The sequence below is a fragment of the Candidatus Megaera polyxenophila genome, from assembly GCF_029982035.1.
Classification (GTDB): Bacteria; Pseudomonadota; Alphaproteobacteria; order Rickettsiales; family Rickettsiaceae; genus Megaera; species Megaera polyxenophila.
On the sequence record NZ_CP104167.1, the window covers coordinates 144,144 to 164,581 of the forward strand.

The 20,438-nt window shown below is 33.5% G+C and carries 24 protein-coding genes and 4 pseudogenes; 18 read left to right on the forward strand and 10 right to left on the reverse strand.

Annotation, left to right across the window (positions count from 1 at the left end; genetic code table 11):
• Positions 1-236: 236 nt before the first annotated feature.
• Complete coding sequence (locus tag N3Z16_RS10035; protein ID WP_282487075.1) at positions 237-734, reverse strand: tetratricopeptide repeat protein; 498 nt, start codon at positions 732-734, stop codon at positions 237-239.
• A gap of 1,238 nt (positions 735-1,972) precedes the next feature.
• Between N3Z16_RS10035 and relB the strand changes: the two genes are divergently transcribed.
• The 10 genes and pseudogenes from relB (at position 1,973) to N3Z16_RS10085 (ending at position 8,915) form a co-directional block, all read left to right on the forward strand.
• Positions 1,973-2,263 carry a type II toxin-antitoxin system RelB family antitoxin gene (gene relB / locus N3Z16_RS10040; protein WP_282487076.1) on the forward strand — a complete coding sequence of 97 codons (291 nt, stop codon included), beginning with the start codon at positions 1,973-1,975 and terminating at the stop codon, positions 2,261-2,263.
• Positions 2,235-2,483 carry a type II toxin-antitoxin system RelE family toxin gene (locus tag N3Z16_RS10045; protein ID WP_282487077.1) on the forward strand — a complete coding sequence of 83 codons (249 nt, stop codon included), beginning with the start codon at positions 2,235-2,237 and terminating at the stop codon, positions 2,481-2,483. The genes relB and N3Z16_RS10045 overlap by 29 nt, the downstream gene beginning before the upstream one ends.
• A gap of 385 nt (positions 2,484-2,868) precedes the next feature.
• A complete protein-coding gene (locus N3Z16_RS10050; protein ID WP_282487078.1) occupies positions 2,869-2,994 on the forward strand; it encodes a hypothetical protein in 126 nt (41 codons plus the stop codon).
• 181 nt (positions 2,995-3,175) lie between these two features.
• The gene (locus tag N3Z16_RS10055; protein WP_282486434.1) at positions 3,176-4,075 is read left to right on the forward strand and encodes a tyrosine-type recombinase/integrase; all 900 of its coding nucleotides are present in this window, start codon (positions 3,176-3,178) and stop codon (positions 4,073-4,075) included.
• Positions 4,068-5,783, forward strand: a complete 1,716-nt coding sequence (locus tag N3Z16_RS10060; RefSeq protein WP_282487079.1) for a DUF4158 domain-containing protein — start codon at positions 4,068-4,070, stop codon at positions 5,781-5,783. Before N3Z16_RS10055 ends, N3Z16_RS10060 begins: the two co-directional genes overlap by 8 nt.
• Before the next feature lie 28 nt (positions 5,784-5,811).
• The gene (locus N3Z16_RS10065) at positions 5,812-6,909 is read left to right on the forward strand and encodes a transposase (RefSeq protein WP_282487080.1); all 1,098 of its coding nucleotides are present in this window, start codon (positions 5,812-5,814) and stop codon (positions 6,907-6,909) included.
• Positions 6,910-6,973: 64 nt separating this feature from the next.
• A pseudogene (tnpA, locus tag N3Z16_RS10070) lies at positions 6,974-7,415 on the forward strand (IS200/IS605 family transposase).
• Positions 7,416-8,352: 937 nt separating this feature from the next.
• A pseudogene (locus tag N3Z16_RS11530) lies at positions 8,353-8,560 on the forward strand (type II toxin-antitoxin system RelE/ParE family toxin).
• A gap of 15 nt (positions 8,561-8,575) precedes the next feature.
• Positions 8,576-8,752 (forward strand): helix-turn-helix transcriptional regulator, encoded by a 177-nt coding sequence (locus N3Z16_RS10080; protein WP_282487081.1) that lies wholly within the window; start codon positions 8,576-8,578, stop codon positions 8,750-8,752.
• Positions 8,753-8,789: 37 nt separating this feature from the next.
• Entirely contained in the window at positions 8,790-8,915 is a 126-nt protein-coding gene (locus N3Z16_RS10085; protein WP_282487082.1) for a hypothetical protein, read from the forward strand.
• Positions 8,916-9,209: 294 nt separating this feature from the next.
• On the opposite strand, the gene N3Z16_RS10090 is transcribed toward N3Z16_RS10085, so the two are convergent.
• The 3 genes and pseudogenes from N3Z16_RS10090 to N3Z16_RS10100 form a co-directional block, all read right to left on the reverse strand.
• Positions 9,210-9,506 carry a hypothetical protein gene (locus N3Z16_RS10090; RefSeq protein WP_282487083.1) on the reverse strand — a complete coding sequence of 99 codons (297 nt, stop codon included), beginning with the start codon at positions 9,504-9,506 and terminating at the stop codon, positions 9,210-9,212.
• 211 nt (positions 9,507-9,717) lie between these two features.
• Positions 9,718-10,847: pseudogene (locus N3Z16_RS10095) on the reverse strand (IS91 family transposase).
• A gap of 73 nt (positions 10,848-10,920) precedes the next feature.
• On the reverse strand, positions 10,921-11,175 hold the full coding sequence (locus N3Z16_RS10100; protein WP_282485543.1) for a hypothetical protein: 255 nt from the start codon (positions 11,173-11,175) through the stop codon (positions 10,921-10,923).
• Between the two features lie 149 nt (positions 11,176-11,324).
• Between N3Z16_RS10100 and N3Z16_RS10105 the strand changes: the two genes are divergently transcribed.
• The 7 genes from N3Z16_RS10105 (at position 11,325) to N3Z16_RS10135 (ending at position 14,095) form a co-directional block, all read left to right on the forward strand.
• On the forward strand, positions 11,325-11,771 hold the full coding sequence (locus tag N3Z16_RS10105; RefSeq protein ID WP_282487008.1) for a nucleotidyltransferase family protein: 447 nt from the start codon (positions 11,325-11,327) through the stop codon (positions 11,769-11,771).
• A 117-nt stretch (positions 11,772-11,888) separates the two neighbouring features.
• The gene (locus N3Z16_RS10110) at positions 11,889-12,824 is read left to right on the forward strand and encodes an Rpn family recombination-promoting nuclease/putative transposase (protein ID WP_282487007.1); all 936 of its coding nucleotides are present in this window, start codon (positions 11,889-11,891) and stop codon (positions 12,822-12,824) included.
• Positions 12,825-12,826: 2 nt separating this feature from the next.
• Positions 12,827-12,964 carry a hypothetical protein gene (locus N3Z16_RS10115; RefSeq protein WP_282487084.1) on the forward strand — a complete coding sequence of 46 codons (138 nt, stop codon included), beginning with the start codon at positions 12,827-12,829 and terminating at the stop codon, positions 12,962-12,964.
• Between the two features lie 5 nt (positions 12,965-12,969).
• Positions 12,970-13,320 carry a hypothetical protein gene (locus N3Z16_RS10120; protein ID WP_282487005.1) on the forward strand — a complete coding sequence of 117 codons (351 nt, stop codon included), beginning with the start codon at positions 12,970-12,972 and terminating at the stop codon, positions 13,318-13,320.
• 83 nt (positions 13,321-13,403) lie between these two features.
• Positions 13,404-13,682 (forward strand): HU family DNA-binding protein, encoded by a 279-nt coding sequence (locus N3Z16_RS10125; protein ID WP_282487004.1) that lies wholly within the window; start codon positions 13,404-13,406, stop codon positions 13,680-13,682.
• Between the two features lie 21 nt (positions 13,683-13,703).
• Entirely contained in the window at positions 13,704-13,892 is a 189-nt protein-coding gene (locus N3Z16_RS10130) for a hypothetical protein (RefSeq protein ID WP_282487085.1), read from the forward strand.
• A complete protein-coding gene (locus tag N3Z16_RS10135; protein ID WP_282487087.1) occupies positions 13,892-14,095 on the forward strand; it encodes a hypothetical protein in 204 nt (67 codons plus the stop codon). Before N3Z16_RS10130 ends, N3Z16_RS10135 begins: the two co-directional genes overlap by 1 nt.
• Here the strand turns inward: N3Z16_RS10135 and N3Z16_RS10140 are convergent.
• The 6 genes and pseudogenes from N3Z16_RS10140 to N3Z16_RS10165 form a co-directional block, all read right to left on the reverse strand.
• Entirely contained in the window at positions 14,088-14,684 is a 597-nt protein-coding gene (locus tag N3Z16_RS10140; protein WP_282487088.1) for a recombinase family protein, read from the reverse strand. The two genes, N3Z16_RS10135 and N3Z16_RS10140, sit on opposite strands and share 8 nt — an antisense overlap.
• Positions 14,685-14,839: 155 nt before the next feature.
• On the reverse strand, positions 14,840-15,271 hold the full coding sequence (locus N3Z16_RS10145) for a recombinase family protein (protein ID WP_341850352.1): 432 nt from the start codon (positions 15,269-15,271) through the stop codon (positions 14,840-14,842).
• Between the two features lie 12 nt (positions 15,272-15,283).
• Positions 15,284-16,546, reverse strand: coding sequence for an IS630 family transposase (locus tag N3Z16_RS10150; protein WP_282487090.1), 1,263 nt, complete (start codon positions 16,544-16,546; stop codon positions 15,284-15,286).
• Between the two features lie 98 nt (positions 16,547-16,644).
• Positions 16,645-17,463, reverse strand: coding sequence for an AAA family ATPase (locus tag N3Z16_RS10155; RefSeq protein WP_341850353.1), 819 nt, complete (start codon positions 17,461-17,463; stop codon positions 16,645-16,647).
• Between the two features lie 38 nt (positions 17,464-17,501).
• On the reverse strand, positions 17,502-18,938 hold the full coding sequence (locus N3Z16_RS10160) for a Mu transposase C-terminal domain-containing protein (RefSeq protein WP_282487091.1): 1,437 nt from the start codon (positions 18,936-18,938) through the stop codon (positions 17,502-17,504).
• Positions 18,938-19,323 (reverse strand): annotated as a pseudogene (locus N3Z16_RS10165) (recombinase family protein); the annotation flags it as partial. The pseudogene N3Z16_RS10165 and the gene N3Z16_RS10160, both read right to left, overlap by 1 nt.
• A 118-nt stretch (positions 19,324-19,441) precedes the next feature.
• On the opposite strand from N3Z16_RS10165, the gene N3Z16_RS10170 reads away from it, so the two are divergent.
• Positions 19,442-20,425, forward strand: a complete 984-nt coding sequence (locus N3Z16_RS10170; RefSeq protein WP_282487210.1) for an IS630 family transposase — start codon at positions 19,442-19,444, stop codon at positions 20,423-20,425.
• The last annotated feature ends 13 nt before the right edge of the window (positions 20,426-20,438 follow it).

The window sequence follows — 20,438 nt, forward strand, 5'->3', positions numbered from 1 at the left end:
TTAATGTATTGTTTAAAGCAGATTATTTTTTTGTTTAGTTTCTTCCTCTGCTTTTTGCCGTAAAAGTTGCTGCTTTTGATATATTAGGTATTCAAAGGCTCTGCTTTGATATGTAAGTGTACAAACTTCTGAATTGTAACGGGTGGTATTTGATAAAGAAAAAAACTGATATCGACCTATTAATTTAATTGTAGTTAGGGCTTGTTTAAACATATTAGAGCCTTCAATCAAAGGAGTTACTTGCTTTTGATATGTTGCTGTACTTCAATACACTGATTTTTATTAAAAACAATTAATACTGCTTCTAATATATTGTTTTTGCTAAATACAAACACTACATCATCCGCAACGCCCTTATAAGGAATATCCTCTGGATTTACGAAATAAGTATAGCCACCGTTAAAATAATTTGGGAGATTACTTTTTTTGTAACGGGTAAATTTTTGTTTAAAATCTGAAATTGTTGCCTTAGTGATTTCAAGACCAAGTGGTTTTGGATTCTCTTCAAGAAATTGTTGAGAAATATCATCTCCATTGTCAGCGGCTTTCTGAAACCAATAGTTTGCTTCTTGATAATCAGGTTCTCCTAAAAAACCATTTATATAATAATTACCAATAGTTCTATATGCTTTTATATCGTTTTTATCGGCGGCCTTTTTTACCCATTTTAACGATTCATTATAATTTTTTGGTAATTTATACCCTTCTTTATATTCTTCCGCTAATAAAAGCATCGCTTTGTATTTCCTTCATCAGATAGTTTATTAAGCCAATCAATATATAAATTAAGGTCTTGGATGTTTTTAGTACTCATGTATTTCCAAGAATAAAAGTAAGCTAAACCTAATTTTGCATTTTCTGAATAACTATCCTGATTATTAATAGCTTTTTTATACCACTTTTCTGCTTCTTCAAAATCTATATATTTTTTTCGTAAGATGAATATAAATGAGCTAGCTCAATCATGGCAAGCCCATTACCAGAATCAGCAAAGTTTTTTATTATGTCGAAGCTTTTTGATAATCTTTTTGTACATTATCACCTTCTGCATACAGTTTAGATAATAAGATGGCAGCTTCAACATTATTTTCTTTAACACAAACTTCTAAGTTTTCTATTTCTTTATTTCTCTTAGCATTCTCACTATATTCATTGTTGCATACAGTTTTGGTATGAAGAAAAATAATTACTACCCCCCTACTAAAAGTAGAACCGCAAAAATTGGCTTTAAATTTCTAACAAACATATTAAAAAATTGAATTACTTAATAATAGGGTATTATGACAAGTAGAGGCCAAATCCGACATGCATCAGCATTTTTCTTGAGTTTTTGCCTGTTAATCCCCAAAATTATTTCAAGGTTTTCTATACGCATAAGTACTATTATACGCTATACTTTTGCTTGAATCTCTAGGCTTTTGTTATATTATATTGGTATTAAAATCTAAAAAACCCATCGCATAATACTTAACGTTCAAGAGGCCAGCCTAAAACTTAATAATTATTCAACATTTATGAATTCATTTGCTACTAAATTTCTAAAATCATAAGTTCCAAGCAATTTCTTAAATTCTAGCCATAACTTATTATACGATTAGTTTTTCTAGAGATAATTTAGCATAAAAGTATCCTTTATGCGATGAGTTCCTCACTAATATATCGTATAATACTAATTATGCGCTTACTAAGTCACAAGATAAACTCCTGCTTAAATCCCTAAAAACCACCCAAATAATCACCCTAATGTCGGATTTGGCCTCTACTTGTCATAATACCCATAATTCAGTGATCGTTATTGTTATTGGGATTATAGATGCTAAAACAGGTAATGTTTTATGGACGAACATGTTAATGGATTAGAAAAGTCTTTATTCGAGTTTTTACTTTAATAAACTATGTAAAATGCTTTGACATAGTTTAACAAGTATAATACAATGTATTAGATATAAATACATAAGTAAAGAAGTTAATTATGAGTACAATTACAGCTAGAATACCTGATGACTTAAATGCAGCACTAACACAAGTTGCTAAACAAACTGAGAGGTCTAAAAGTCATATCATCCTTAAAGCAATTCAAAACTATGTCCTTGAACTACAAGAAGATATAGAAGATTATAATGATGCTGAAAGAATATTAGCACAAAATAATCCTACTTATTCTTTAGAAGAAGTTATGAAAGAGCTAGGGTTTGAAGAATGGAAAGAAAAAATGACTAAGTGGCAAATTAAATTTGACAATTGCAAAGAAAGCATTAAGTAAATTAAGTCATCAGCAGCAATCTTTAATAAGGAAGTACTTATATATTAGAATAGTAAGTTTAGAGTATCCTAAACTTACTGGTAAAGCGTTAAGTGCTAATAAAAAAGGATATTGGCGTTACCGAGTAGATAAATTCAGGATAATTTGCAAAATAGAGGAAGATAAGCTTATAATTTTAATAGTTAAGATAGCCAAACGTGATGTTATTTATGAAGATTAATTTAGGTATTGACTGGTTAAGATAATGGGAAACAAGTGAATGATTTTATATACATAATTTATCTTATGGAAAATAATCTATTAGCCTCAGAATAATTTTCAGTGGTTTCTTTATTCAACTTTAAGAGAATTTAAGTATCCTATAAATTTTTTTACAATTTTGTTTATCAACTCTTCAGGGATAATTTTCTTATAAGATACAATAAGCTCCAAACTATTTTTATCTATTGGCCAAATCTCAGCATGTAAATCAAACGGTATATTAAAATATGGTTTAAAAAATCAGTTTGAAGATTTTTTAGTTGTAATTTAGGGACAGGATTATCTTGTAAGGCAAATAATATTTGAGACATTTTTGTAGTATTATAACCATAAGTTTGCATATTTTGTATAACTTGTATTGGCCTATCGGCAACATAGCTGCTAAAAAGGCCTATAAGAAATTATGCGAACAATATTTTGTAGTGGTTGATTTATCTGGGGTTCAGGCTTTTGTGATTCCCATTTTTTAATATATTAACAACATTTAATGATAATTTGCCGCCGAAAAGTGGCGGGAATCGCTTTATTATTCGTATAATTAGTGCGTATAATGCATTTTATACGTACCTTAATAAAGAAACTATTTGTATTATACGAATCAAACATATACGCTAAGGCTATACCCTATTATTCGTATAATATAAACTAACCATGTTAGATAAATTATTAAATAATTTTAAAGATAAGATGATTGCTGAAGATATTAGCGATAACACCATAAAAAATTACCTTTCGGATATAAAAAATTTTTACAAGTGGTACCGAGAAATAGATTTTTCAGAAAATATCGAAAAAGTAACCCATTACCACTTAAATGCCTACAAAGATTATTTAATTCATAATCAACGAAAGAAAGCCTCCTCAATTAATAGAAATATTCAGAGTTTAAGAAATTTCTTTCAATTCATGACCGGTCAGAAACGCATCAAGAAGAATCCGTCCGAAAAAATAAAATTCCTGAGGCAGATTAAAAGAACGCAACCTAAAGCATTAACCAAGCATGAGATTCACAAACTGTTATCGGTAACTTCCCATTCGTCGCATGGGACAAAACAGCGCAATTATGCTCTTACACAACTTTTGCTACAGACAGGGATTAGAGTCGGCGAGATAGTTAACCTGGAAATGAGAGACCTAACACTATACGATAGATCAGGAGAAATAAGGATTGTTAACGCCAAGGGAGGTAAAGAAAGAACAATACCTTTAAATAGTTCAGCGAGAAAAGCTTTGCGGAATTATTTTGAAGGGAAAAAATTAGAGGAAAGAAAGGTAGTATTTTTAAGCAAACAAAATAAAAAAATGACTGTCAGAGCTGTGCAAAAGGTAATTAATAGCTTAGCAGGCAAAGCGGGCATAGAAAATATGAGCCCACACACTTTAAGACATACTTTTGCCATTAATTACTTAAGGTCAAACCCAGAGTGTTTAGTAGAGTTGAGCGCTCTGCTTGGACATGAGTCGCTTGATACTACTTCTATTTATACAGCGGCTTCAAAAGAAAGATTAGCCAATACGGTAGAAAACGCGGGACAATATATCAATGAATGAAGAAAGATTATTGCTAGAATGGCTTTTATCCGGAGAAGATACAGGATTTGTTATTGAAAAATCAAGAGGCACCACAAATAGGCTTAAATATGCGGTACAAATTTGTCATTTAAGGAATAATGGTCGTTTCGTTGAAGATTGGTCGGAAATATCAATCATAGTTTTAAACCACCTGTCCAAACAACTTGAATTGGAGCTGGTGCATAATCAACTGGCATTCAATCATAAAAGTATTGAGGTTAGAATCAGAGGCGAAGTAAAACAGTATTTGGGTTTTAAAGAGTTTGATTTTAAGAATGATACCCTGATACTCAATTTTTTAGAACAGAACCCTTTGCTAATTAGTAACAAGAATGAAATAGCTAAAGAAGTTGAGAATTCTCTTATCAAAGCAAAAATACATTTACCGTGCAAAAACCAGTTAATGAGGCATGTATATAGTAAATACGACAAGACTCAGGTAAATATTTTAGAAACTTTCGCGACAAGCATTAATGCAGTACAGCACCTGTACTTAAAGAGAATATACGAGCGCAATATTCTTTTGCCTGGGATAAAGAAGCCTATTGGTGAGGTAAATATTAAAAACATTACTCTGAAAATTGAGGTAATAGAAGAATTGCTAAAATTGAATTTGGAATCTTTGCCCTGGAAATTAATCCATCCAAGCTATTCAGAGAAGCTGGCTCAAATAATTCACAAATATGATATCGCGGCGATAAGAAGGATTAAGCCAAGTACAAAACGGGATGTTATGATGGTTTGCTATTTACATGAAAGTACCAAATCCATTATAGATGCTATGGTAGGTAGCTATGACAAACTGATAGGAGAAATAGAAAGAAGAGTCAACCGAGATTACGAAATTGAGCTCAAACAACTTAGAAACAGGGCCAGAGATAGTAGTCAGAGGGCAATATCAACCCTGAAACTGTTAAGAGATCACAAGAACCGCTCGATTGTAACCTTAGAACAGTTTTGTGAGGAACTTACAGATACGAATAATAACCTCGATGATATTATTAGTGACTGTGAAAAGGTAGAGGACTTTGAGGTTTATGGGAAATCAGAGTTAGCCCAAAGAAGATATGGCTATTTAACCAAGTTTTTACAAAGGTTCTTTGATTTAAAATTTAAATCAGCTACAGGAAGTGAAGATCTGATGACAGGCTTAAATGCCTATAGGCATTATCACAAGGAACAAAAATTTACAAAAGAAATGCCTACAGGCTTTATAGAAAACCCGTGGAAGAAAGGACTATATAAAAAATCAGGCGAACTGAACAGAAAAGCATGGGAGATAGGGTTATGCTTCGCGGTAAAAAAGGGATTAAGAACAGGGAATTTATATTTACCACAGAGCAAATATTACAGGGATTTTTGGGATCCTCTTTATAGTACACGGCAATGGAAACAGGAAAAAGCGATCCATTACAAGGAAATGAATGTACCCCAGCGGGGAAGCGATATCATAGCGAGACTAAAACAAGAGTTTTCGGAACAGCTTTACATGGCTACCAAATCATTTGGTCATGGCAATTTTGCTGAGATAAGAACCAATAGATTGGTGATACATAGAGATGATCCATTGCCGGAATCTGCTAAGGTTAAGGAGCTCAAAGGCATATTGGATTCTTATATCGAACCAATCAGAATAGAAGATTTACTCTTCCACGTTCAAAAACAGACGGGCTACGGTAGAGCTTAAACCAATAGAGGGGAACAAAACCAGAGATGTGATACTACCGAATATTTTAAACGCAGCAATAACGGGTCACGCGACAAATTTGGGGTTATATGGAATTAGCAGGAACTGCAGGGGTATTAGCGGTGATAAGCTGAGTTATGTCTCCAACTACTATATTAACTCGGCCAATCTTAAAAATGCCAGTGATATTCTGATCGCAGCACAACAAAATTACTGGTTAACTAAAATAATTGGGCTAGGAGAGCGTAGTTCATCAGACGGAATGAGATTCCGCACAAGTCATAAGGGCTTATACTCCTCCATGCATCCAAGATATTTTGGTGCTCTTGATAGGGGCATAACGATATACACTCATATGTCTGACCAATGCAGTGTTTTTAATACAGAAATTTTATCATGCGCGGTTAGGGAAGCGGTTTATGTATTAGACGGATTACTGGATAACCAGAATATATCTCGGCCATTTGAACATTCTACGGATACAGCCGGTTTTACGGAGGTATTATTCGCGTTATGCTATTTATTAGGTATATCTTTTCAACCCCATTTTAAGGATCTAAAAGATCAGCAGTTATATTGTTTTGATAGAAAGGCTACAAGCTATCCTGAATTATTTAGTAAAGAAAAAATAGATGAAGCTTTGATATGTGAACAATGGGATGACATAATCAGATTGGTATGTTCGCTGAAAATGGGATTAGTTAAACCTCATATAATTGTAAAAAAATTGCATGCACAGGAAACCTTTACAAAACTGGCAAAAGCATTGGTACATCTAGGCAGAATAGTTAAAAGTACATACATACTCAGGTACCTGCATGATGAAAAATTACGCTATGCGGTAAGACAACAATTAAATCGTGGGGAATCCAGGCATGCACTCGCAAGGTATGTATTTTTTGCGGATCAGGGATCATTTAAGACAAATGATTACGAAGAAATGATGAACAAAGCCAGTTGTCTTAGTTTTGTGTCAAATGCAATGGTACTATGGAATACGGAGCAAATGCAAAAGGTATATGAAATGTTAAATCAGAAAGGTTTTAAAGTAGATGAAGAAGATATGGCAAGGGTTTTACCCCTATCAACAAAAAATACATTGGTGCATGGCCAATATTCTTTTTAGGAAAGTAGAAGTTTTTAATCTCTTTTGGGTATATTCCCCGCCGCTTGCGGCGTAAGATGTGGGGATGAGCAAATATATACACAAGAGTCACAATGTTACTGTTTTACTGTATCACCTGGTATTTCCAGCAAAATATCGCCGAGCGGTGTTTGATGTATCGGTTGATCAAGTGCTAAGGGAAGTATGTTTAGGGATAGAAAAGAGATATCAAATAAAATTTTTAGAAATAGGAACTGATGAAGACCATGTACATTTTTTAGTACAATCTGTACCGACTTATAGCGTAACAAAAATAGTAACGATAATTAAAAGTGTTACGGCTCGTCAAATATTCAGATTATGTCCACAGGTTAAGAAACAATTATGGGGCGGAGAATTTTGGACTGATGGATATTTCAAGTACGGTAGGTAAGCATGGAAATGAGAATATGATAGGAAAATACGTAAAAAATCAAGGCAAGGAATATAAGAAACTGCATGACGACCATCAGTTAGCTTTTTTCTAAAATTCTAAAATACCCCGCTGCTTGCGGCGGGGATTTCTTTTATTGAACTCCAACAGATAACCTGCTTTGCAGGTTACTTTAGAAAAAAGTAACTGTCAAGATAATATTAATGGGCTATTGTTCGTATAATACGCTATAGGTCTTTTTAGCAGCTATGTTGCCGATAGCCCTATATCTGCTTTAGATTTATTACCAAACCCAATTGAGTGTAAAGCAGCCTGGAATCTTTAGGTCAGTGTAATGATCAAAAAGATGATGGATTGTGGTTTGAGTAAATTAGAATAAAAATGTGGTTAATATTTTGTTAACATAGAATTAGTTAGTTATTAGGTGTTGCACTTCAATCTTGAATCCACCTGGAGACAAAAAAATGAACACAAAAACACAACAAGAAATGATGAACCATATCAATCAAACCAGCATCGCTACTACCGATAAGGCCAACACAAAGTATCAAATTGAATTGTTGATACAACATTTAACGGAAATAGTTACAGATGATTGATATCAGAAGCATGTTCGTTTCCTGATAGTAAAATAGGTGATGTCGGAGCGATAGCATTGGCAAAAATCTTGAAGCCATAACACCACCATTGAGTTAGTTGTCCTTGAGGAGATTGATACCACTGAAAAAGGTGCAATGGCATTAACAAATATCTGGGATAGGGTTTGGGAATAGGAAGAATAAAATCCATATCTTAAATAAAAATTGTCCTTTGGGTGTGCGTGTTGTTTACCTGAGTGATAATGAAGATAATGTTAAACTAAAATCAAAAATAGATAATCAAATTATTGTAACTAGTAACGATATATGTTACAATAATTACAATTCATCAGGAAAAGTTAAAAAGAATAATCATGATAGTTAGCTTTAAATGTAAGCATACCAAAGAATTATGGTTATGTTAAATGGTAAAGCAAAAAGTTTCCGCCGGAAATACAGAAAACAGCACTACGTAAGTTATGGCAGCTTGATAATGCTGAACTGTTAAAAGATTTGCAGGCTTCACCAAATAACCGGCTTTGAACCCTTAAAAAAACGATAGATTGGGGCAACATAGCATAAGAATCAATAATCAGTGGCGAATCTGTTTTATATGGGAAAACAGACAAGTCAAAAAGTAGAAATAGTTGATTATCATTAAATAAAGGAGGCGGTAATGGTATGGAATATACACATTGGTGAAATATTAAGAGAAGAGTTTATCAAACCACATGGTTTAAGCTGTATAGGAAGTTTTGCACAAGAGCTTGGTCCTTTCCAAATACCAGCACCTAGAATTAACGATATCGTATTAGAGCGCAGAGGAATAACAGCAGATACAGCTTTTGGCTAGCTAAGTCTTGTTTTTTTTGTACTATCCTAAGTTCTGGATGAACTTGCAGGTATCTTATGAGCTTCGTGCTGCTGAAGATGCTCAAAAAATGCTGCCGGAAATCATTAATTGCGGTTATCCTATTTTATCAATTCCCGTTTTTCCAAAGTACGCCATTTGTTAGTCAAGTAAGGCGGCCTGCATTCTGTACTTAAAAATATTATTTTATGGGTTTTTATCTATTAAGTTATATTTTTTAAGCATTAAGACTGCTCATAGGATAACTTATAATTTTCATAAAACTTTTATAAGAATCGTATCTAATATTGTCTTGATCATTCCTTCCTGGCTCTATAAAGCTTAATTTTACAATGTACTTCAGTTTTATGAGTAAGCCATTCAATTGCTTTGCACAATTTGTCAGTAATGTCATTAGATTCTTTGTCAGATTTGACCTGAAAAAACATAATATTTAAATTTATGGTAGATATTGATCAAAGAGTCCTTGAAAAAAATTACCTGATAGATCTACATCAGAAACATCAGGTTCAGGGACTAGAGGCCCGGAATTATCACGAGTTTGGAATTGTAAACTTTCAATAGCCCGCTTTGGCAATATGCCTAATTCTTTTTGGGATTCAACCGCATTTTTCCATTTTTCAGCTATTAATGCTCCAAATTCTGAATGTATTGTGGCAACGTCTTGTTTGCATTTAAATCCTACTCCTTCAGCTTTTACAATATATCCCTTACTGCTCAAATTATATTCTTTCAATATTTAATAGTATAGGAAATTCAAAATTTGCAACCAGAAAAATCATCAATCAGCTTTTTAAAAATTCGTTTAATAAATATGTAGTTACCAGCCACAATATTAGAAATTATCAACACTTTTACAAAAATCTCTGCCAGAATCTATCTAAAAATAGGTTCAGTTTTACAAATTATGTGGCCAAGACGTGAAAGAAGTGTTCGCCATAATGATGTTATCTAGGCGTTGATAATAATTCATTGGTTCTTATTAATAACAATGGCGGAGATAAACCGTAATAAACTTGCCGCAGATTCATACATTTATTGCAATTATAGCAAAACAGAGGATCTATTTTAAAATTCAACCAAATCATTAATCTCCAACTAATGAGCTTAGTTTTCTTATGAACGATTTGATTAATTGCCTTATATACGATAGGTAATTGTACGCCCCTAGTTCTATTAGATAAAAAACCGTAATACCTAATCATTCGAAAATAACGATCTGGTATATGCATAATCAGACTAGCTATGAACTGCATCACGGGCATAGTTATGCGATCAATTGTATTATTATAGTGATCAAGAAATTTAAACGTTACCTGCTTTCCGTCGTAATTTTCTATTCTTGTCTCGGAAATAGGGGGCGTTTTATATACCGCCCTAAATATTCTATGTTGCGTTTATGATCATCCGATGGTTTTTGTAAATAAACATACCAACTGATTTCGTATAAACTACTCATCCAGTTATTAAAATTCTCAGCATTTTGATATGCGGACGGCAACTTCAAATTACTTGAGATATATTGAAAGCGAAATAACTCAAGGACTCTATGTCTCCACATTTTTTTAATAGGTTCGGCAGGAAAAAATAATTTTTGCCACTTGCCTTTGCTATTTATACCGCCGCAAGTAACCGATAAATGGATATGAACATTGCGTTTTAAATCTCTACCGAAAGTGTGTAAGGCAGTAAATATACCAACCACAAGATTTTTCTTTGTAGCTATCTCCTTAATAATTCCTGCTGCAATACCGGAAATCAATCCAAACAGATCACGATTGAGCCAAAATATCGGCCATAAAGAGTCCGGCATTGTAAATGTAATGTGCTGCCATCGTGTTTTTGGTAGAACATTGCTAGCCTTACTCACCCATTGATCCGTTTGTTTCTTACCACAACGAGAACAAAACCTACCTTTACAGCTGAATGCTACCGATTTATTGCGGTTACAATCACGGCAGCTATAACGTTTAAATCCTAAATATTTCGTTCCACACGATATAACTTTAGTGACGTTGAAAATAATGCCGTATCTTAGCTTGCCGTATTTTTTAGCGAAATCGAGACCAATTACCACGGTCTAGAAAAATATGTTTTATAGATATTCCTTTACCGACTATTTCCATAAATTACTTATAGTTAATGTTTTCTTACCAAGGAATCTTTCTTCCTTTGCGTTCTAAATCAAATTCTTTACAATCAGGGCAATAGTAAACAGAATTATACTTATGATTGGGAGATATTTTTCGCAACATTATCCAGAAAGCCTTGGCTATTTCCTTATCTCCTTCGGAAAAAATCTTTTTGATCCTGCTGTAAGGAATTGCTTGCTCTTTAGAAATGGCCTTAAGAGTTTTTACCGCTAATTCATTGACCAAATGCTGCTCAGAGTGCAAGTTACTCATAACTCAATTATATATTATCTTATGTATGTCTAACATTCAGTCTTTATAACTCAAGTTAAAACAAATCAAATACCAGTATTATAATCCTCCATAAATATTTATCGGTCAAGGGTATCTTCTTTTAAGCTGCCACCGATAGGTGGCTTATCTTGCAAAAATTAACTAGAAAATCAGTTAAGATTGAAGAACTAACTGACATTGTTGGCTTTAGAATTATAGTAAGGGAAGAAGACGAATGCTATACAACACTAAAACTCATTCAGGAAATTTACAAGGTAATACCAGAAAAGTATAGAGATTATATTGACAATCCAAAGACTAATGGTTATCGATCCCTGCATACTGTTATTCTTTTAGGTTCATATGGATTACCTGTTGAAATACAAATACGCACTAGGGAAATGCACAATATAGCTGAAAATGGTGAAGCTGCGCATAGTAGATATAAACAAAATCAAGAACAACAGACTGTTACTCCTAGAGAACTTAACCTTTTAACGAAAGCTTATGAAATTTTAGATCAAGGTAACTTAACAGAATCTGCTTTATTTGCTTATTTACAAAAGATACAGATTATTTGGAATGTAGCTTTGTAGCACTTCAAAAGAAAACTAATAACGATAATTGTTATAAAAACCCTTAAACACCAATAAAACTATGGAACTTCTAAAGGTTTTGTGATATAATACTTACAAGTATTTATGATAGTGATTATGGAAAAAATATCACCTCGAGTTGACTTGGCCTTCAAGAAAATCTTCGGAGTAGAAGAGAATAAGGATTTACTTATTTCTCTTATAAACTCTATCGTTGGTCAAGATGATCAGGTAGAAGATATTACTTTACTGAATCCCTATAATCCTAAAAACTTCAGACAGGACAAATTATCGATACTCGATATTAAAGCAAAAGGTATAGACGGCAAAAGATTTAACATTGAAATTCAGATCAGCGATGAGGCAGACTATGATAAGCGAGCCTTGTATTACTGGGCAAAATTATACACGGAGCAGCTAAAAGTAGCCGAAGATTACTCCAAGCTTTCAAAAGCTATCGGCATTCATATTTTAAATTTCACCTCAATAGTCGAAGCAAAGAATTATCATAATGTTTTCCATATTACGGAAAAAGATAACGGTTTTGCCTATTTTAAGGATTTGGAATTACATACTATAGAGCTGAATAAATTTACTAGCGATTCAAATGAGGAATTACAGGATATAGTTGCAAAAACCAAGAATGCCCTTGATATATGGGTTGCTTTTTTAACTAGGCACGATTTACTAACAGCAGATCGATTACCGAAGGAACTGGATAACGACACACTGAAGAAAGCTTTGCATGTATTAGATGTGTTGAACTTTAGCGAAGAGGAAAGGGAACTTTACGAAGATCACCTTAAATGGCTAAGAATAGAGGCTAATACTTTAAAAAAAGCTACAGAGAAAGCTAAGGAAGAGGGAATTGTTCAAGGTATCTCCATCGGTAAACAGGAAGGCATCTCTATCGGTGAAGCTAGAGGTATTGAGAAAGGAGAAACCAAAAAAGCTATAGAAATCGCCAAAGCTATGCTAATAAAAAATAAACCTATGGAAGAAATAGTAGAATTTACCAGCTTAACTGTTGAAGAAATAGAAAAGTTAAAATGACCATGAGTAACGATGCACATCCCATTTTGATTAAAACAGCAATTAATATGATGATAAACCAGAAGCTAGATGATAAACTGATTTCTTCCGTAACAGGACTTAGTTTAGAAGAAATATCAAAGCTAAAAAGTAAAGCTTAAAAAATATGAGCTGCAAGACCCTCCGTGACTTTGAATACCTTAAAAAAAACTATGAACCCAGCGAAATACAAAAACTTTTAAATAACAGTAAAATTAAAAGAGAAGTGTATCAGGAATTGAAGGTATCCAAGTATGTTTTGAATAATTACATAAAGCATTATAGGCTTTCTAATATACACAAAAATGGACAAAGACCATTAAATAAAAACAATATAGGAAACAAGAAACCAAAGAAAGTGTCGGTTGACAATTCTATCTTTCGAGAAATTGAAGACCCTGTAGGGAGATTCCAAGAAATACTGGCTAGAAAGAAGGAAGCAAGAACACTACAGGATTTAAGAGATCCTTATTATTGAACACAGAAATATATTGTAAAGAATAGCTAATTATGTCTAATACTAGACATAATCACCAATTAACTAATTAAAGGCTTAAAACCATGAACAAATCAGAATTTATCACCCACATCGCAGACCAACACCAATGTACAAAAGTAGAAGCTGAGAAAGTAATAGACATGTTTACCTCATCGGTAATTGATGCTATGGGACAAGGTAAGGAAATATCCCTTCTTGGCTTCGGTAATTTTACTGTTAGTAAAGTTGCAGCAAGAAACGGACGTAATCCAAGGACTGGGGCGGAGCTAAAAATAGCCGCCTATAATCAACCAAAGTTTAAGGTCGGTCAGAAACTAAAGGATGCAGTAAATCAAAAATAATAATATTTAAGGAGTAATAATATGTTAAAGCAATTCAATTTACTAATGATTTTAAGTGTAAGTGTTTTTCTCTCAGGCTGCGCAGCTGATTCAGGTAATACAAAACTGGCTAAAACTAATAATGAGCAAATCAATTCTGCTTTTGTAAAAGGAAAAACAACGCAGGCGGAAGTTAAAGAAGCATTTGGAGAGCCTAACGATACAGATTAATGAGTGATGGCCAAGTAAAATGGGTATACTCTCATATCAAACGTTCTGCAATGGCTAGAAACTATGTACCTGTTGTAAACTGGTTTTCAGCAGGTACAGATGATACCACTAAAAAATTAGTTCTAATTTTTAAAGATGGTATATTAGTAGATTTTTCTTCATCCACAGCTAAAGGAGAGACCAAAGCTGGAGTTCTTAGCTAACTTCATTTGATAAGCTGGAAGACGATAAGGATTTTTTAATATCCGATATCGTCTTTTTGCTTACGGATAATTCTTTGCTAATCCAATCGTAACTTTTTCCCGCCTTTAAGAAGATCTTTATTCTCTCAGCTTTGTATATACTATTCTTATTTATTTTACCAACAGGTCTACCAAACTTTACTCCATCAAGCCTTGCTTTTTCTATTCCTGCTTTGGTTCTTGATTCAATCATACCTCTTTCTAGTTCTGCAAAAACACCTGCTATCTGAAAGAATGCCCTACCCATAGGAGAAGTAGTATTAACTCTATCCCCTGAATCAAGAGAGACAAGATGTACTTTTTTCTCGTTAAGTGATTCTACAATTTCTATAAGGCCTTTTAATGATCTGGCGATTCTATCAATTTTATATACGACGACGATATCACCCTCTCTAAGCAATTCAATCATTGCTTTTAGCTGGGTTCGATTATTATCTTTACCGCTAACTGATTCGCTAAATATTTTCTGACACCCTGCTTTTTCCAATACGTCTTTTTGCAGTTCAATATCTTGAGTTATACTACTGACTCTTGCATATCCAATTTTCATAAGTTACTTCCGTACTATTTAGTCTAAAAAATTTAATTGTACTACGATAGTACAAAGAAGTCTAATACTTTATATTAATAGTATGTAAGTTTTATAATTAAATGGCGTAAATTTTATATAAATAAATGACGGATTTTTTGCCAAAATTAGATGTTTTAATCTTTTCTTAAAGGTGTAACGTTTTCTTCTTTTAATATTTTATATATAGCAGCACGGCTAATATTCATTTCTCTAGCAATTGTAGTAGCTCCATGCCCAGAAAGCTTTAGGCCTAGCAATATATCCCTATTAATAAAGCGCTTACGACCAAATGTAATGCCTTTGAACCTTGCCTCTACTCTACCTTCACTAGTGCGTTCAACTAGCCTGCTTTTTTCTGCTTCTGCTACAGCTGCAAGAATTGTAATTACCATTTTTCCTGTAGCGCCTTCAGTGCTTATGCTGTTCTCAAGAAAACGGATACCTACATTCAATGCGTTAAATTTGTTTATTAGGTTTATCATATCTATAGTGTCCTTTCCCAACCTATCTAATCTTGTGACCAGAATTACGTCCCCATCTTTTACTCTAGCTATTAACCCACCAATTAAATACCCGACTTAGGCGGCATATTTTACTTCTTTCGCCTGAAATAATCTTTTGATATGTTCTGGGTTATTTTGCAGAGTCCTTAGGTAAGATTTTAAATTCCCTTGGAGTTCAGATTTTGTAAGAGGTATATGTTTCCTATTTACATTTCTTTTTAAATCGTTGTTTAAATATTCATCCGGATTATGTTGCGGAGTATACGGAGGCAGAAAAAATAAAGAAATTTTCTTTTTATGTTTCCGAGTCCATATTTGTACTTTTTTGCTATGATGAACCTTGAGATTATCTAGGATTAAGAAGATTTTTTTCTTGGAGTATTTTACCAACCTCCGTAAAAATTCTATAAATACATTTGTTTTTAGTGTCTCTTCGTACAGCATAAACCTTAGCTTACCGTTATTTGTAACAGTGGATATCATGTTTATACTAAATCTCTTCGATTTATGAATCACAACAGGGGTTTTTCCTTTTAAAGAATAGCTTTGTAATACCTGACACTCTTGTTTTATCCCTACTTCGTCGCACCAATGTATTTCTGCCTTTTCATATTCTGCTTGCTTGGCTATTGACGGATATTCTTCATCTAACCAAAATTGAACCCTTTTGGGTTGCTGCTCATATGCTAACTTCTTTGGCTTTTGTGCAGTATACCCCCATCTTCTTAAATATTCGCCTATTGTACTTAGGGGAAGAAAAAATCCACAATGTTTTTTGATGAGTGCATTAACTGATTTTCTTGACCATAATGCTGATTTGATATTGTGATCTTCTGGTCTAGAGATATTTACGTACCCTTGTATTATTTTACTTTGATCTTCGGTTATAAGCCTTTTCTCTCCTATCTTTCTACCTCTTAACTTCCCACTAATTGCGTACTTGTCGCCTCTCTTTTCCCTCCTTACCCATTCATTTACTGTCTGGCGACTCACTCCTATTAATTCACCTACCGACGATTGACTCTCTCCTCTTTTTACTAGTTTTAGAGCAATCTTTCTCATCGACGCTTGTGCGCTTATTGATAATTTCCTAAAATCTTCACTTTTTGACATTATTGCATTATACAAATTCCTTCCTTCTTGGCAATAGTTATGTCGGGTATTTAATTGGTGGGTTAATAATAATGAATTAATACCAACCTTATTGGCACTACTACTGCCGGTGGCTTTGTCAAAAAATATCCTTGACTCCCTAACTCCCTTAGTTTTTATAGCTTGTTTTTGCGTTTCCAGCGATTGCTGCGAAGATGATACCCGTGCGTAACCAAATAATCTCATTTTCAATGCTTTATAATGTTCAAATATTCGAGTAATACCAAAATAAACTGTTCACTTGTACACTCAATTTATCAGCGGGAGGCAGTACTTGACTGGCATTATATTCCAATAACCAAGCATTCTCTTGCTGCAAGTACTATTTCCTTTGTTATAGTATTTACCATGTTAACTTTCATTATACGCTCAATTTGTTTCAGCAACCTATTGAGCAATCTGAAATTATGCCTTGTAGCTTGCATAATAGCAGCTATAGTCTCATGGTCTGTAAAATCTTTTGGGTCAATATTAATACCAAATTTCGTAAGATAATTGCTCATAATAAATAACATTTCGTCTTTAGATAGCGGCTTAAATTCATGTACAAAGCCCACTCTAGAGTATAATTGGGCATATCTGGATAGTTTCTTTTCCATACCCGGCATTCCTATCAAGATTAACCCGCAGTCTTTCTGGTCATAATAATCTCTGATTTGCTCTAAAGAAGTCAATTTTAACCTATCTGATTCATCAATAATTAATAGCTTGATAAAAGGGTTGGAAAGATGGTTAATATAGTCTTCTATTCTCTTGTGATTGTATTCACTTTCCTGATATTCTTTTTCTTTTACTGATTGACAAAACTTAGCGTCGTATCTAACTTGCTGCACTTTATTTACGCAGGCATTTAATGAACTTAAAATCCTTGAAGGGCTATTTGCAACTTCTGCAGTATAAAAGATTGTATCATGCTCTTTAAGTTCATAAGGTACAGGTTTAGTTGGCTGACTACGTTGATAATCCAATCTGGAATATTCTTCTATTAAACCCCATCTACTATAATATTTAGCTGATAAAGTCTTACCGACACCTGGCGGCCCATAACATAAACCAATATATTTATAACGAATGCAAGCTTCAAAATTCTCTAAAACGTTTATACTCTTTGGTAACTAAAAATTGGTCTTCACCGTCATCATCAATCGTTTTCATATAATTTTAACTTTGTAATCTTAACAGGAGCCTCTTGTTTTACTATATTTGAGGGGCTTGATTCACCAGAGGCAGTAGGTTGGACGCCTAATAACTGATCTACTAATGATCTGCGCTTAGCAATAACTTCTTTTAATTCTTTTTTTCTTTGGTTGCGTGCATGAATTATATCTTTTAAACTAATAACTTCTCCAGCAAGTTCTTGGCAAATAGCACGACAAAGGAATTTATTTTGATAGAAAACTCTAATCTCTGCTACATCTCTTGGATCATAGCGAATCACGATTGATTCTCCGACATATGCTGCTAATACTGGATCTAGATAACGTAAGCTTTGAAAATAAATGCCATCCTGGTGAATTTTCCTAGGTTTTGCTACAGTTAATAACAATAAATCTAATTTCTCTAAAGATGCAGGAAGTTGTGGTAAAAAACCATTGTGACTCCATCGATCTACAGGTGATTCTTTGGTTATACTATGAGGTTTCTTATGATAATATTTAAGTAAAAAATTTTTCAGTTGAATTTCAAATTGAGTGAGCGTTAATAAAGATTTAGTTTCTATTAGATGATTTTTAGTTATATAGCCAGGTAACCTGCAAAGTAGTTTTTGATTAACTGTATTAAAAAACCGTTCTATCTTGCCACGTCCTCTAGGTTTTCCCACATTTGAGAAAATAAGTTGAACTTTCAAATCTGCACATACCATTTCTATATGTTTAGACGTAAAGTCACTCCCGTGATCAACATATAATTGCTCAGGAATACCGCATATTTGCCATTCAAGTTCACTTTTACTCCATATGGCCTGTCTAAGTGCAAGAGCTGTTTGTAATGCTGAAGGAGCTTCAAAAAAAAGATAATAACCCGCTATTGCTCTGCTATAATCATCTATAATAATAGTTAACCACGGTCTTACTGGCTTACCGTCACTGTCAATTAAATATATGTCTAGTAGTGTATGATCAGCTTGCCAAATTTCATTAGGATGGTTTGCATCGCGTCTATATAATAAATCAAAAGTCTCTTCGTAAATTCTATCGCCTTCTTGCGCTAAAACTATCATGCTTTTTGGTAGGTTATTTATGATTTTGAGAACTGTATTATATTTTATACTTTGTTCATTTAATATTTTTGCGATTTCATTAGCTTTGTCGCATATTGTAGCAATTGATAATTTAGGTTGTTTTAAAGCAAGTCCTTCTATAAAATGTAAGAGCTCTTGAGGTATATTACGATATTTCCCTTTATCAGAACGCTGTTGTTGTTTGAGCCCTTCAAGCCCTTTGATCCTATAATTTTTACACCATCTTTGTAGTGTGCGTAGTGGAATGTTATGAGCAGATGATATACTGCTAATGGATACTCCATCTTCAAAAAAAGGTTGGATAATTTTATACCTAGTATAACTATCTTTGAACATTATTCAATACTTGTAGAATCTTCCTGTACCGAGCTTCGCCCCCCCGGTAAATATCGATACAGAGTAGAAGGATCAACTTTTAATCTTTTAGCGACTTCCTTAACTGTTATTTTCTTATTTCTGAGTAAAGCTTTAGCATCTCTTAAATCTTCAGCTTCTAGAGCTTGCGGTCTTCCTCCTTTTTTCCCATAGCTTTTGCTGCTTTTAGTCCTGCCATGGTTCTTTCTTTAATTAAAATACGTTCAAATTCAGCTAATGCTCCAAATATATGAAAAACTAATCTTCCACCTGAAGTTGTAGTATCAATGTTTTCAGTAAGTGATTTAAAGCCTATTCCTTTTTTTTCTAATTCCTCAATAGTATCTATTAATTGCCTAAGTGATCTATTAACCCACCAATTAAATACCCGACATAACTATTGCCAAGAAGGAAGGAATTTGTATAATGCAATAATGTCAAAAAGTGAAGATTTTAGGAAATTATCAATAAGCGCACAAGCGTCGATGAGAAAGATTGCTCTAAAACTAGTAAAAAGAGGAGAGAGTCAATCGTCGGTAGGTGAATTAATAGGAGTGAGTCGCCAGACAGTAAATGAATGGGTAAGGAGGGAAAAGAGAGGCGACAAGTACGCAATTAGTGGGAAGTTAAGAGGTAGAAAGATAGGAGAGAAAAGGCTTATAACCGAAGATCAAAGTAAAATAATACAAGGGTACGTAAATATCTCTAGACCAGAAGATCACAATATCAAATCAGCATTATGGTCAAGAAAATCAGTTAATGCACTCATCAAAAAACATTGTGGATTTTTTCTTCCCCTAAGTACAATAGGCGAATATTTAAGAAGATGGGGGTATACTGCACAAAAGCCAAAGAAGTTAGCATATGAGCAGCAACCCAAAAGGGTTCAATTTTGGTTAGATGAAGAATATCCGTCAATAGCCAAGCAAGCAGAATATGAAAAGGCAGAAATACATTGGTGCGACGAAGTAGGGATAAAACAAGAGTGTCAGGTATTACAAAGCTATTCTAAAGGAAAAACCCCTGTTGTGATTCATAAATCGAAGAGATTTAGTATAAACATGATATCCACTGTTACAAATAACGGTAAGCTAAGGTTTATGCTGTACGAAGAGACACTAAAAACAAATGTATTTATAGAATTTTTACGGAGGTTGGTAAAATACTCCAAGAAAAAAATCTTCTTAATCCTAGATAATCTCAAGGTTCATCATAGCAAAAAAGTACAAATATGGACTCGGAAACATAAAAAGAAAATTTCTTTATTTTTTCTGCCTCCGTATACTCCGCAACATAATCCGGATGAATATTTAAACAACGATTTAAAAAGAAATGTAAATAGGAAACATATACCTCTTACAAAATCTGAACTCCAAGGGAATTTAAAATCTTACCTAAGGACTCTGCAAAATAACCCAGAACATATCAAAAGATTATTTCAGGCGAAAGAAGTAAAATATGCCGCCTAAGTCGGGTATTTAA